The organism is Streptomyces sp. NPDC007917 (genome assembly GCF_042959105.1).
In the GTDB taxonomy this organism is placed as follows: Bacteria; Actinomycetota; Actinomycetes; order Streptomycetales; family Streptomycetaceae; genus Streptomyces.
On sequence record NZ_JBIBKK010000004.1, the window covers coordinates 142,162 to 156,058 of the forward strand.

The window sequence follows — 13,897 nt, forward strand, 5'->3', positions numbered from 1 at the left end:
CCCACAGATCCGGCCCGCCCGAGGAGTCAGATGAGCCACCAGCGCACCCCCGCCGATCGCCTGGCCGAGGTCCGGGACTTCTTCACCCCGCGGGCCGCCGACTGGGACACCCGCTTCCCCGACGACGGCCCCGCCTATGCCGCCGCCGTCGCCGACCTCGGGCTGCGCGCCGGGGACGCGGTGCTCGACGCCGGCTGCGGTACGGGACGCGCCCTCCCCGCGCTGCGCGCCGCCGTCGGCGCCACCGGCACGGTCCTCGGCGCCGACGCCACGCCGGCGATGCTGACGGCCGCCGTACGCGCCGGCCGGCATCGGGACGCGGCGCTCGCCCTCACCGACGTCACCAGGCTGCCGCTGCGCGACGGATGTCTGGACGCGGTGTTCGGCGCCGGGCTGATCTCCCACCTTCCCGAACCCGAGGCCGGACTGCGGGAGCTGGCCCGGGTGGTGCGCCCCGGGGGCGGGCTCGCGCTGTTCCATCCCGTGGGACGGGCCGCGCTCGCCGCCCGGAAGGGCCGCCCGATCACCCCCGACGACCTGCGGGCCGAACCCAACCTGCGCCCCCTGCTGGCCCGTTCGGGCTGGCGGTTGACCTCGTACACGGACCGGGACACGCGCTTCCTGGCCCTCGCGGTCCGTCAGGGCTGAGCCGCCGGCATCACGCCGCCGCCGATGCGTGGTGCCTGGTGCATCGCCGCCGATGTATCACGGGGTCGAGATACAGCGTCCGTGGGAACAATGCGCACATGCTCGAACTCGCCATCCTGGGCTTCCTCTGCGACACTCCGCTGCACGGCTATGAGCTGCGCAAGCGAATCGCCGCGCTGACCGGGCACGTCAAACCCGTGGCCGAAAGCACGCTGTACCCGGCGATCAAGCGTCTGGAGACGGCCGGGCTGCTGGCCCGCGAGACCCAGCCGGGCACGGGTGCCGCGCCACGGCATGTGCTGACCTTGACCGCCGAGGGCCGGGCCGAGCTCCGCCGCCGCCTCGCGGAGCCGGCGCAGGCCGACATCACCGACGAGGACCGCTGGTTCACCGTGCTCGCGTTTCTGCGGCACCTGGAGGACCCGGCCGCCCAGGCGGGAGTGCTGGAGCGCCGGCTCGCGTTCCTGCGGCAGCCCACGAGCTTTTTCTACGACGACGACCGTCCGCTGCGCGCCGAGGAGATCGAGGATCCCTTCCGGCGCGGCATCCTCACCATCGCCCGCGCCACCAGCCAGGCCGAACAGTCCTGGCTGCGCCGCACCCTGGACTCGCTGCGGGCGACCGGCGGCGCCTGACGGCGGTGCGGCCGACAGGCCCGGTCCGCATCCGCGCACAAAATCTCGACGCCGTGGCTACTGCCTGGTTAAGGTGCGCCGCACAACGCATTGGCCCCCGGATTCCGGTACCGCGACAAGGAGGCTGCCGTGCCCGCCAGTGAGGAGTCGGACGACGACGCGCTGTATGTGCTCACCGCGGTGGAGCTGACGCCCGCGCGGTTCCCCAGCGTGTTGGGCGACGACTATCCCGAGGCCTGCGCCGCGCTCGGTCTCGAGCCGTACGACACCGGATACGGCCTGGTGCTGGGCCAGGACGGCGACGGCGCCCGGTGGACGGTCATCACCGACGACGCGTCGCTGGTCGCCTGCGCCGTCGCCGCGTGGGACTGCGGGATGGAGTACGACCTGGCCATCGACGACCGCACGGTGGTCGTCTCCCTCCCCGGCTGGCCGCTCGCGGTGGCCGTCGCCGCGCCGGGCGTGCCCGCGCCGCACGACCCCGAACCCGGCCCGGAGGGCGGGAAGGCGGCCACGCCGCCGCTCGCCCCGCCGGACACCGAGCGGTGGGGCCCGGCGCAGCGGCGGCAGGGCGCGGACGAGATCGCGCTGCAGTGGGCGCTGTGGCGCGAACAGGTGGACAGCGACGTCACGTTCGTGTCTCCCGGCGAGAAGCCGCACGGGGGTGTGCGACGCGTACTGGAGGAGGCGCGCGGATACCTGGACGCGCCCCCGCCGCCCGGCCGCGTCCGCTCCGCCTTCGCCTCCGGCGACGCGCGGACCCTGCGGGCCGACGGGCCCGGCTGGTCCATCGTGGCCCGGACGGATGACATCGCGTTCGTGCTGATGGACGACGCGCCGGGCGAGGTGCTGCCGGTCGGCCGCGGCCCGGAGCTGCCGGGCCTGCTGACGGCACTGGACCGGCTGGCCGTACGGCCCGGCTGAGCCGGTGTGTCGGGTCCGGGGCTCGCGGGTCACCAGCGGCGGTGCGGGACGACGAGAAGCGCCGCCTCGGCCGTGTCCGGGTCGGGGTGGCCACACAGCTCGTCGATCTCCGCCCGCCACGGGTCCGCCCAGCCGCTTCTGACGCCCATCGCCTTCACCAAGGCGAGCGCCGTCAGCCCACCCGCCGCGTCGCCGCGGTCGCGCAACACGCCGACGACGCTGCGCACCGCCGCCCGCACATGCTCGTCGTCGTGATCGAACGCGACATAGTCGTCGAAGCACAGGCGATCCGGCCGTTCCCGGACCAGCGAGAGATACTGCTCCCAGCGGCCGAGACCGGGGTCGGCCGCGCACAGCCCGGCACAGGCCACTCTCAGCAAGGCGCCGGTCGCCTCGCGACGCAGCCCGGCGGCCAGGAGCGCCTCCACCACGGCGTCGCCCTGCGAGAGTTCACCGGCCGGCTCCAGGGCGAGTCGGCTGGTGACGGCGGACCCGCAGCCGGCGAGCCGCCGCAGCGCGTCGGCGCGATCGCCTCGTCCGCTCCCCACGCCGGCGCCGGCGTCGGCATCGGCGCGTGTCCGGGCGACCAGGGTTGCGAGCAGGCCGCGCAGGGCGGCGGACCCCGCGTCCCCCGGGACGCGCCCGAGCGCGTCCACCGCGGCCCGCCACACTCGTGACGGCCGGTCCGTGGCGACGGCGGCCGCCGCCAGCGCGCCGGTCCCCTCCATGAACGTCCCGGCCACCATGCAGTGCGGCAGTGCGGCGCAGGCCGCCCGGGCCGCCTCGTCGTCCCCGGTACGGACCAGCCCGGCGAGGAAGGACGCATACGCCGGACGAGCCCGGATCCCTGCCGCCTCCGGATCGCTCACGATCACGGCCTCGCGCACAGCGGGCTCCTGCAGATGCTCCGCCAGCCGGTCGGCCACACCCGGCGCGCCGACACGCGCGAGGAGCGGGCGTATGAGCACCACCCGCACGTCCCGGTGCTGCCCGGGCTCGTCCCAGGCCGCGAGCAGCGCGGCGAACGCCGCGTCGCCGGGCAGCTCGGCCAGAGCGCGGGCGGCCTCCTTACGGCTGCCGACCGGCGCCGACACCGAGCGCACCACGGGTGCGAGAAGCGCGACGGCCCTCCCATCGGGCACGCCGCCCAGAAGGCGCCGCACACCTGCCATCGCCGCCCGACCGCGTGCGCCGCCGGTTCCGGCGTGTTGGAGGAGGAGGGAAAGGACATCGGGGGCCGAACCGGTGTCGGCGACCGGGTCGGCCGCATCGCGTCCGGAGGCCTCGCGGTCGGGCGCGCCGGGGGCGGGCCGCACAGCCGGGGTTCGTATGGGTGGGTCCGGCGTGTCGCCGCCCGGTCTGTCGGCGGGGGCGTGTCGGTCGCTCGGGCGGGCGCTCGGAGGGCCGTCGAAGGACGCGCCGAGCGCCGCGGTTTCACCCAGTGCGGTGAGCGCCGCCGCGGCCACGGGCTGCGGCGCGCCGGACGCCAGGGCCGCCAGGAGCGCCGGGTCGCCCAGCAGGGCCGCCGCGTCGGCGCGTGCGCGCGGCGGGGCCTCCTCGTCGGCGGCCACCGCCGCGAGATGGTCGTCCAGCAGACACCGTGTCCGCGCGGTCCACCGGCCGGTGACGGAGTACGGCAGCCGCGGCACCCAGCGGTCGGCGGGGCGGCGTGACAGCTGACCGGGCAACCCGTGCCGGGCGGCGCGCAGCACGTCCTCCAAGAGATCGGTGCGGCGGACGGCCAGGGTCCGCAGCACCGGTTCCACCGTGGCGAACGACGGGTCGGACGCGATCAGTTGGGCGCAGCGGCGCTCCCGCGTGGCGGGGTCCGCGATCCATACCGCGGCGGCGCGGGCGGCCGTCCCGGAATCCTCTCCGTTTAGCGCGGTGTGGCCCACCAGGGCGTCCAGCGCGGGCAGCGCGGCGAGATGGGGCACCAGGAGTTCGGCGAGGGGTACGAGCCGCGAGGCCGGCAGACGCCTCACCGCCTGCCCGGTCGGCCGAGCGGCGTGTCCGGTCGGCCGGGCGGCGTGTCCGGTCGGCCGGGCGGCCTGTGTGGAGGCACGGTCGGCGGCTTCACCGAGGCAGTCGACGGCCGTCCCGGCCCAGATGGCCGCGGCCGCCCGGGAATCGAGCCGCAACGGCGCCACCGGGCCGCGACGGCGCGGGTCGCCTACGACCTGGCACAGCAGATGGGCCGCCTGCGCCGCCCGTTCGGCGTCGCCCCGGGCCGCCGCGCTCTCCGTGGTGCGGCGCAGCCACCGCTCGGCCGCGGCGACCGTGGCGGGTGTGGAGTCCCGCGAGTGGACGGTGGTCAGCGCCGCGTCGCGCAACACGCTCAGCGGAACCGCGGCCAGCATCCGAGACGGCGCCCCGGCGGCCTGCTCCAGCACGGCGCGCCGTACCTCCTCCCTGTCGTGCCAGGCCCGCTCGCAGGCCGCCACGGTCCGCGCGAACTCCGCGGGGTCGGCGTTCAGCTCGGCGCATGCGAGGAGCGCACGCCAGGCGTACGCGCGCTCGTAGGAGCGGTGTCCCGCCGCCGCCTTGAGCAGGATCGGTTCGGCGTCGGGGAGCGGAGCCACCGAGACGAGGTGGTTGCGCTGTATCGGCGACCGGTGCGGCCGGGCGAGGGCGGGGCGCAGCAGGTCCGCGCGGTCCGCCGGATCGAGCGCGGCGAGGGCGTTGAGGCGGGCCCTCCTGCCGAGGCCACGTGCGGGAATCCCGGCTTCGACGATGCGACGCCGTGTCGCGGCGGGCAGCAGGGTGAGCAGGGGGTCGGGGGTGAGGTCGAGCCGGTCGGGGCCGTACGGGCGGATGCCGGCGGCGCCGGCCTGGGCTGCTTCGGCCAGTTCGGCCAGTTCCTCGGGGTTCAGGGCGCGCAGTGCGCGCAGCACGGACCGCGGCAGCTGCCCGGTGGGCAGCCGGAGGGTGGGCGTCCGTTCCGGCCCGCAGCCGGGGCCGCCGTGAGCCCGGTCGCTATGGGCGCGGGACGCGGCTCGCCGCAGGACCGCCAGCAGCTCCCGCGGCTTGCGCAGCAGTGCCGCCGCGCCACGGCCGTCGATCAGCGCGGGCACTCGTTCGAACAGCAACAGCCCGGCGTCGGTGTCGCGTTCGGCCACGACGGCGGCCAACAGGCGGTGGCGGCGGACCAGTCGCCGTCGACCGTGGTCGTCGCGAGCCTGGTAGTCGGCCGCCAGCCGGGCGGCGACGGCCGCCGGAGCGGTGCGGGCGAGGGTGTGCAGAACGCCGATCGGCGGGTCGAGGCGGGGCAGCCACTCCGCCGCCACGCCGGGTGAGCAGGCGGGCAGCAGACGGGCGGCGTCGGCGGGGCCGTACGCGACATGCGCTCGCGGCAGCAGCCGGTCGGCGAGCGCGGTACGCCGGCCGGCGCGCAGCACCCGGTACGCCTCATGCCGTACGGAGCGGCTCTCGCTCAAGGCGAGTCGGGTCAGGGCCTCTTCGGGCACCGGCAACCGGATGGCCGCGGACAGGGCGCGGCGCCGCAGCAGGGGGTCGGCGAGCGCGGCCGCCACGGCATCGAGATCGCGGCGGGCGACGGCGAGAAACAGCGCGAGATGCCGGTCGTCCGGCTCCGGGGAGGAGTCGAGGGCGGTACGCAGGGTGGTGCAGGCGTCCGGGGAGAGCGTACGGGCGTACCGTGCCAGGGCGCTCATCCGGGCGGGGAAGGGCAGCGGGTCGAAGTGCGCCCGGAGCCAGGAGGGGGTCAGCGGCTGAGGAGTTCCGTATGCGGCCATGGGCGATCACCGAGAGATCGCGAGGCCGTCCTTTCCATGCGTCATGGTGCGGATCATGGCCCGGTGCCGGTCAACGGCACAAGTCATTTACGAAACACCGGACCGCCGGGCCACCGGACCGAGCGGGGCCAGGGCGCCGGGTCGCCCGGGCCCCTCACGGCGCGGACGGACGGGGTCCGGGTGACACCCGCGATCGGTGTTGCGCGGTCACTCCCAGGCGTATGTCACCCCGGGCCCCGAGCCCGGTTGGCGGTCAGGCTCCGCCACGCCGCGGTCCCGCCGTCTTCCGCCGCGTCCCTTGTCGCTCCGCCTCCGTCTCGCCACGCCCCTTCCCACGGTTTTCATCCGGGAATTCGCCATCGGGGTGAACCCGGTGGCGCGGCGCCGGTCACCGCCGGTCGGGACAGTTACGCGGCCTCGGTCAGCGCCCCAGCTCCTTGCGCGACACGCGGCGCAGTCTGCCCCGCTGGGAAGGGTCGAGCAGCAGATACGCCAGTGCGGGGACACCGACGATCACCAGGACTGCCGCCCAGAACGGCAGCAGCTGGCACAGCAGGATCACTCCTATCGCCGCACCCCCGGCGACGGCCACAGCGCGCTTGGACATCTCCCTCTGCCTCCTTCACGGCTCATGCCGCTTCACTTCTGTCAACGGACGCCGACGGCGTCCGGTTCCTGAGTGCGAAGGATCCGGGTGAGGTGCTTCACACAGGACGCCCGCCCGGCCGGGCCACTCGTCCGGTACCCTCGGCGGCTCCCACTAGTCAAATTTGAGGAATGCGTCAGCTCCGTGACACCACCCACCGTGGCAACGCCCTCCGAGATCGCCGAACTCAGCCGCTGTACCACCGTCTTCCTCCCCGCCGACCCCGCGCGGACCGGACGCGTCGCCTTCTGGCGGCCGGACGGCCCGGAACCCACCGGGCCGGGTAGCACCGAAGAGATCACCGTCGTGGTCCCGGCCCTTTCCACCGGGAAAGACGGGGACGCCGGGGCAGCCGGGGACGACAGGGACGACGACGGGGGCCCGGGCGTCCGTACCCGCGCCGTACGGGCCCTCGTCCTGCCCCTGGCCGAGGCGCTTCCGGTGCTCACCCGCGCCCGGGCACGCGCCGCGCACCCCCCCTCCACCCAGGCCGATCCCACGGCGGCCTTCTGGGGCGCCGCCGCGGTGCTCGCCCTCCAGCTCGCCGCCCGCGGACGGCTGCTGCCCGGGCTCACCGCCACCGACCACGACGCCTGGCGCGTCGGCCCGCTCGCCGACGAGGATCTGCGGCGGGTCCGTGACCTGGCCGCCGCCATGCCCCCGGCCGCGCACGCCGTGCCCCTGCCCGGCACCGATCCGGTGCGCCTGCCGGAGCCGGAGCGGCACGTCCGCGCGTTCCTCGACGCGGTCGCTGACGGGCTGCCGCGCTCGCCCGCGGCGGCGCTGGCCGCCGGCGGCCCCGCCTTCGCCGGGGCCGAACCGCGGCGCCTGCCCGAGCAGCGGGCCTGGGCGGCGGATCTCGCCGCCGGGCACGACGCCGGCGTCCGGCTGTCGCTGCGGATCGAGCTGCTGGACGGTGGCCTCACCGGCGGCCATGACCTCACCGGCGACGGGGAGCACACCGGCGATGACCGCCATCGCCACGGCCCCCGCCGTCACCACGACATCGACAACGACAACCGCAGCGGCGGCGAAAACGGGAAGACTCCCTCCGGTCCCCGCTTCCGCGCCGTCCTCCAACTCCACAGCCTGGCCGACCCGGCCCTGCTGGCGGACGCCGCCGACGTGTGGGCGGGCACCTCGGCCGCCGCCGCGGCCCTGGGCCCGCGCGCCCGTATGGACGCGCTGCTGACACTGCGACGGGCCGCCCGCGCGTGGACGCCGCTCGCGCCGCTGCTGTCGGCCGCGGTGCCCGAAGCACTCGAACTCGCCGACGAGGAGGTCGTCGAACTGCTCGGCCCGGCGGCCGAGGCGCTGGACGCCGCGGGAGTCCAGGTCCACTGGCCGAAGGAGCTGGCGCGGGGGCTGACCGCGCGTGCCGTCGTCGGCCCGCGCGGCGGTGCCGACGACGAGGGGCCGGGCCCGGCCGGCTCCGCGATGCCCTCCTATCTGTCGGCCGACGCACTGCTCCGCTTCAGCTGGCGGTTCGCCGTCGGCGACCAGGAGCTCACCCGGGCGGAGCTGGACCGGCTCGCCGAGGCCGCCCGCCCGGTGGTGCGGCTGCGCGACCAATGGGTCGTCATCGACCCGGAGGCGATCCGCCGGGCCCGCGGCCGCGAGGACCGCGACATCACCACCGCCGACGCGCTCGGCGCCGTCCTGACCGGCCGGACCGAGGCCGAGGGCACCGGCGTCGAGGTGCGGGCCGCCGGCTGGCTGGCCACGCTGCGGGACCGCCTCGCCGACCCCGAAGGCCCGCGGCACGAGCCCGTCGCCCAGCCCGCGGACTTGGCGGCCACTCTGCGCGACTACCAGCTGCGGGGCCTGGGCTGGCTGGACCGGATGACCTCGCTCGGCCTCGGGGGCACGCTCGCCGACGACATGGGTCTCGGCAAGACCATCACCCTGATCGCCCTCCACCTCCACCGCCAGACCGTCCCCGAGGCCGCCGGCCCCACCCTCGTGGTCGCGCCCGCCTCCCTGCTCGGGAACTGGCAGCGCGAGATCGAACGGTTCGCGCCCGGCACGCCGGTGCGCCGCTTCCACGGCGCCGCGCGCACCCTGGAGGATCTGGCGGACGGGGAGTTCGTCCTCACCACGTACGGGACGATGCGGCTCGACGCGCTACGGCTGGCCGAGGCGGTGCCCAAGGGCTGGGGTCTGGTGGTCGCCGACGAGGCGCAGCACGTCAAGAACCCGTACTCGGCGACCGCCAAGCAGCTGCGCACCATCGGAGCCAAGGCGCGCGTCGCGCTCACCGGCACCCCGATCGAGAACAACCTCTCCGAGCTGTGGGCGATCTTCGACTGGACGACGCCCGGGCTGCTCGGCGGCCTCGGGTGGTTCCGCGCCCACTACGCCCAGGCCGTCGAGAGCGGAAGCGACCCGGCCGCCGCCGAGCGCCTGGCGAAGCTCGTCCGCCCGTTCCTGCTCAGGCGCCGCAAGTCGGACCCGGGCATCGCCCCCGAGCTCCCGCCGAAGACCGAGACGGACCGCGCCGTGTCGCTCACCAAGGAGCAGGCCGGGCTGTACGAGGCGGTGGTGCGCGAGATGCTCGCCGAGATCTCCGGCTCCGACGGGCTGGCCCGGCGCGGGCTCATCGTCAAGCTCCTCACCGGCCTGAAGCAGATCTGCAACCACCCCGCGCAGTATCTGAAGGAGGACCGGCCCGTCATCCCCGGCCGGTCGGGGAAGCTGGAGTTGCTGGACGAGCTGCTGGACACCATCCTCGCCGAGGACGCGAGCGTCCTCGTCTTCACGCAGTACGTCCAGATGGCGCGCCTTCTCCAGGACCACCTGGCGGCACGCGGCATCGCCGCGCAGCTGCTGCACGGCGGCACGCCGGTCGCGCGCCGTCAGGAGCTCGTGGACCGCTTCCAGCAGGGCGAAGTGCCCGTGTTCCTGCTGTCCTTGAAGGCGGCGGGCACCGGCCTGAACCTCACCCGGGCCGGGCATGTCGTGCACTACGACCGCTGGTGGAACCCGGCCGTGGAGGCGCAGGCCACCGACCGCGCGTACCGGATCGGGCAGACCCAGCCGGTCCAGGTGCACCGGCTGATCGCCGAGGGCACGGTGGAGGACCGGATCGCCGCGATGCTCGAGCGCAAGCGGGAGCTGGCCGACGCGGTGCTCGGCGCGGGGGAAGCGGCGCTGACCGAACTGACCGATGCCGAGCTGGCACAGCTCGTGGAGTTGAGGGGGACCGAGCGATGAGCGACGCGGGGGACGTCCGGACGGGGCACGCCGGGCGCGAGCGCACCTTCGAGGCCCTGCCGCCCGCCCACGGCCGCGGCTTCGCCCGCACCTGGTGGGGCCGGGCGTGGCTCAAGGCGCTCGAGGACACGGCGCTCGACGGGCAGCAGCTGGGGCGTGGGCGCAAGCACGCGCGCGAGGGCGCGGTCGGGGCGGTGTGCGTACGGCCGGGCCGGATCACGGCGGTGGTGCGGGATCGCGACCGTACGCCCCACCGCTCCGATGTGCTGCTGCAGGAGTTGACCGCCGCCGAGTGGGAACGGCTGCTGGACGTGGTCGCCGACCGGGCCGGGCATATCGCCGCCCTGCTCGACCGGGACATGCCCCCGCAGCTCGCCGAGGACGCGGCGGCCGCGGGCGTCGAACTGCTCCCGGGCATCGGCGATCTGGAGCCGCAGTGCGGATGCGAGGCCTGGGACCACTGCCCGCACACCGCCGCGCTGTGCTACCAGGTCGCCCGGCTGCTGGACGAGGACCCGTTCGTGCTGCTGCTGATGCGCGGCCGCGGGGAGCGCGAGCTCTTGGACGAGCTCCAGGTGCGCAGCGTGGCGCGCGCCGCCGGGCGGCGCGCCCCGGACGGCGAGGAGGAGGCCGCCGGCCACGCCCCGGAGGGGGTGCCGGCCCAGGAGGCGTTCGCCGCGGCCGCCTCCCGGCCGCCGCTGCCCGCGCCCCCGCCGGCCGTGGCCGAGCCCGGTCGGCCGCCGGTGCTGAGCGGCGGCAGCGATCCGGCCCCGGGGCTGGACGTCGCGGCGCTGGAGTTCCTGGCGGCGGACGCCGCGGTGCGCGCCCAGCGGCTGCTGGCCGAGGCGCTGGCGCCCGGCCACGCCTCGGCTCCGCTGCCGACCGCGCTCACCCCCTGGCAGGACGCGGTGCGGCTGGCCGCCGCCGCCCCTCCGGCCGGCATAGCCGACCGCCTCGCCTCGGGCTGCGGCCGCGACCTGGGCGAACTGGCGCGGGCCGTCCGCGCCTGGGAGCACGGCGGGCCTGCCGGGCTCGCCGTCCTGGAGGAGCGGTGGGCCCCGGCCGACGAGGCGCTCATGCGTGCGCGCGCCTCGCTCGCCGCCGCCTGGGAGGGCGAGGAGCGGGCGCCGCGGCTGCGGGAGGCGGGCCACGGCTGGACGGTGGTCGGCGCGGAGGTGCAGCTGCGCTACGGCCGGGACGGGCGCTGGTGGCCGTACCGCAAGGAACGCGGCCGCTGGTGGCCGGCCGGACCACCGCACCACGACCCGGCGGCGGCGCTGGCGACCCTGGAAGCGGTGCCGCTGCCCGGGGCGGTGACGAGTACGGAGGGTTCCGGGGGCACGGGCTGACCGTGCCGCTCGCGGCGGCCGCTGTCCCCGGGCAGCGGCCACCGTTGGCCGGCCCTCTCCGGCCCGGCCCCGCCGCGCAGCGCCCTGCGGTCACCGGCCAGGCAGCGCCGCGCGTTCCACGACGCGGCGCGGCGCGGGCGCGACGCCCTCAGGGCTCACCTGGCGAAACCGGCCCCGGGCCCCGACCGGCCGACCCCACCCGGCAACCTTTCCGCTCCGCGCGGCAACCCCAGGGCATCAGCATGTCCGGCACGTCTCCACGGGACGGAGTCACCCCCATGTCCACAACGGACCGGCGCCCCCGGCGGCGCCTCACTGGACCGCTCGTCGGCGCCCCTCTCGCCCTGGCCACGGGTGCCGTGCTGGTCGCCGCGGGCGCACCCGCGGCGCAGGCCGAGGCGGCGGCGACGATCGTCGTCGCGAAGGACGGCAGCGGCAACTACACCACCGTGCAGGCCGCGGTCAACGCGGTGCCGGCGAACAACTCCTCCGCCGTCACCATCTCCGTCAAGCCCGGCACGTACCGCGAGACCGTGAAGATCCCTAGCAACAAGCCGCACATCCGGCTGGTGTCCACCACCAGCAGCAAGAACGACGTGACCATCGTCTACAACAACGCCTCTGGCACCCCCAAGCCCGGCGGCGGAACCTACGGCACCAGCGGGAGCGCGACCTTCGCCGTCGAGGCGGACGACTTCCAGGCCCGCAATCTGCAGTTCGTCAACGACTTCAACGAGGCGAACACCAGCATCACCGACAAGCAGGCGGTGGCGCTGCGCACCGCGGGCGACAAGATCGTCCTGGACAACATCGGGGCCCTGGGCGACCAGGACACCCTGCTGCTGGACTCGGCGAGCAAGGACAAGGTCGGCCGGGTGTACGTCAACAACGCCTGGATCCAGGGCAATGTCGACTTCATCTTCGGCCGGGCCTCCGCCGTCATCAACAAGTCGACGATACGGCTGGTCAAGCGGTACGACGGCAGCTCGGCCGGATATGTGGCCGCGCCCTCGACCGCGGCGGGCAAGCACGGCTTCCTGATCATCAACAGCAACATCACCGGCGATGTCAGCGACCGCAGCCACTACCTCGGCCGCCCCTGGCACGCGGGCGGCGACGCGAGCCTGGACCCGCAGGCCATCGTCCGCAACACCTCCCTGAGCGCCGCGATCCGGACCACCCCGTGGACCGATATGAGCGGCTTCTCCTGGAAGGACGACCGGTTCGCCGAGTACAGGAACAGCGGCGCGGGTTCGGGGTCGGCGAGCACCGACCGGCCGCAGCTGAGCGACTCCCAGGCAGCGAACTACGAGATCGCGGACTGGCTGGGCGACTGGACGCCCTGACGCGCCGGTCCCATGGACCCCGGCCGCCGGTCCCGTCGGGGGGCTGGACCGGCGGCCGGCCCGCGCCCTCACCACGCGGGCCGGCCACCGGACGCGCTCAGCCGCGGGCGCCCAGCAGGTGGTCCATCGCCAGCTGGTCCAGGCGTTCGAAGGCCATGCCGCGCTCCGCCGCGGCCGTGACGTCGAACTCCTCGAACGCGGCGCGGTCCGCGAGCAGACCGGCCAGGGTCTCCCCCTCGCCGAGCGTCGGGAGCGCCAGTTCGTCCAGGCGCGAGGCGCGCAGCGCCTCCTGGACCTCCGGGTCGGCGCGGAAGGCGGCGGCGCGCTCCTTGAGGATGAGGTAGTTGCGCATGCACCCGGCCGCGGACGCCCAGACGCCCGCGATGTCCTCGGTGCGCGGCGGCTTGAAGTCGAAGTGGCGCGGGCCCTGGTAGCCGGCCGTCTCCAGGAGGTCGACGAGCCAGAAGGCGGCCCGCAGATCGCCCGCCCCGAAGCGCAGGTCCTGGTCGTACTTGATGCCGGACTGGCCGTTGAGGTCGATGTGGAAGAGCTTGCCGGCCCACAGCGCCTGGGCGATGCCGTGCGGGAAGTTCAGCCCGGCCATCTGCTCATGGCCGACCTCGGGGTTGACGCCGAACAGCTCGGGCCGCTCCAGCCGCTCGATAAAGGCGAGCGCGTGGCCGACGGTCGGCAGGAGGATGTCGCCGCGCGGCTCGTTGGGCTTGGGCTCGATGGCGAACCGCAGGTCGTAGCCCTGCTCGGTGACATAGGCGCCGAGCAGGTCGAAGGCCTCCTTCATCCGGTCGAGGGCGGCGCGCACGTCCTTGGCGGCGCCGGACTCGGCGCCCTCGCGCCCGCCCCAGGCCACATAGGTCTTGGCGCCGAGCTCGACGGCGAGGTCGATGTTGCGGATGGTCTTGCGCAGCGCGTAGCGGCGCACATCCCGGTCGTTGGCGGTGAACGCGCCGTCCTTGAAGACGGGGTGGGTGAAGAGGTTGGTGGTGGCCATGGGCACGGTCATGCCCGTGGCGTCCAGGGCCTGCCGGAAGCGCTTGATGTGTGATTCGCGCTCGGTCCCGGAGGCGCCGAAGGGGATCAGGTCGTCGTCGTGGAACGTTACGCCGTACGCGCCGAGCTCGGCGAGCCGCGTCACGGACTCGACGGGGTCGAGCGCCGGGCGGGTGGCGTCCCCGAAGGGGTCCCTGCCCTGCCAGCCGACCGTCCACAGACCGAAGGTGAACTTGTCCTCGGGGGTGGGGTTGTAGCTCATGCGGCTCCCTCGCCTATTTCGTCATGGCGCTTTACAAATTAGTATGCACGAGCATTCCGGGGAAGCCCCCACTCAGCCGGTGACCGGTCAGCCGCACGCTGACCAGCCGTA

9 protein-coding genes are annotated in these 13,897 nt (G+C 75.2%); 6 read left to right on the top strand and 3 right to left on the bottom strand.

The window, feature by feature from the left end:
- The first annotated feature begins 30 nt into the window (after positions 1-30).
- The 3 genes from ACFZDL_RS09135 to ACFZDL_RS09145 all read left to right on the top strand — a co-directional run bounded on the left by ACFZDL_RS09135 (position 31) and on the right by ACFZDL_RS09145 (position 2,207).
- A complete protein-coding gene (locus ACFZDL_RS09135) occupies positions 31-648 on the top strand; it encodes a methyltransferase domain-containing protein (RefSeq protein ID WP_353589896.1) in 618 nt (205 codons plus the stop codon).
- Between the two features lie 98 nt (positions 649-746).
- Positions 747-1,283 (top strand): PadR family transcriptional regulator, encoded by a 537-nt coding sequence (locus ACFZDL_RS09140; protein ID WP_353589897.1) that lies wholly within the window; start codon positions 747-749, stop codon positions 1,281-1,283.
- A gap of 129 nt (positions 1,284-1,412) precedes the next feature.
- On the top strand, positions 1,413-2,207 hold the full coding sequence (locus tag ACFZDL_RS09145) for a hypothetical protein (protein WP_353589898.1): 795 nt from the start codon (positions 1,413-1,415) through the stop codon (positions 2,205-2,207).
- A gap of 29 nt (positions 2,208-2,236) precedes the next feature.
- Here the strand turns inward: ACFZDL_RS09145 and ACFZDL_RS09150 are convergent, their stop codons facing one another.
- Both ACFZDL_RS09150 and ACFZDL_RS09155 read right to left on the bottom strand, forming a co-directional pair.
- Positions 2,237-5,962 carry a hypothetical protein gene (locus ACFZDL_RS09150; protein WP_353589899.1) on the bottom strand — a complete coding sequence of 1,242 codons (3,726 nt, stop codon included), beginning with the start codon at positions 5,960-5,962 and terminating at the stop codon, positions 2,237-2,239.
- 421 nt (positions 5,963-6,383) lie between these two features.
- A complete protein-coding gene (locus tag ACFZDL_RS09155; protein WP_353589900.1) occupies positions 6,384-6,569 on the bottom strand; it encodes a hypothetical protein in 186 nt (61 codons plus the stop codon).
- A gap of 183 nt (positions 6,570-6,752) precedes the next feature.
- Between ACFZDL_RS09155 and ACFZDL_RS09160 the strand changes: the two genes are divergently transcribed.
- The 3 genes from ACFZDL_RS09160 to ACFZDL_RS09170 all read left to right on the top strand — a co-directional run bounded on the left by ACFZDL_RS09160 (position 6,753) and on the right by ACFZDL_RS09170 (position 12,516).
- Entirely contained in the window at positions 6,753-9,821 is a 3,069-nt protein-coding gene (locus ACFZDL_RS09160; RefSeq protein ID WP_353589901.1) for a DEAD/DEAH box helicase, read from the top strand.
- Positions 9,818-11,170 carry an SWF or SNF family helicase gene (locus tag ACFZDL_RS09165; protein ID WP_353589902.1) on the top strand — a complete coding sequence of 451 codons (1,353 nt, stop codon included), beginning with the start codon at positions 9,818-9,820 and terminating at the stop codon, positions 11,168-11,170. The genes ACFZDL_RS09160 and ACFZDL_RS09165 overlap by 4 nt, the downstream gene beginning before the upstream one ends.
- Before the next feature lie 278 nt (positions 11,171-11,448).
- On the top strand, positions 11,449-12,516 hold the full coding sequence (locus ACFZDL_RS09170; protein WP_353589903.1) for a pectinesterase family protein: 1,068 nt from the start codon (positions 11,449-11,451) through the stop codon (positions 12,514-12,516).
- Between the two features lie 97 nt (positions 12,517-12,613).
- Here ACFZDL_RS09170 and xylA read toward each other — a convergent pair whose 3' ends face one another.
- Positions 12,614-13,786, bottom strand: a complete 1,173-nt coding sequence (gene xylA / locus ACFZDL_RS09175) for a xylose isomerase (RefSeq protein WP_353589904.1) — start codon at positions 13,784-13,786, stop codon at positions 12,614-12,616.
- Between the last annotated feature and the right edge of the window lie 111 nt (positions 13,787-13,897).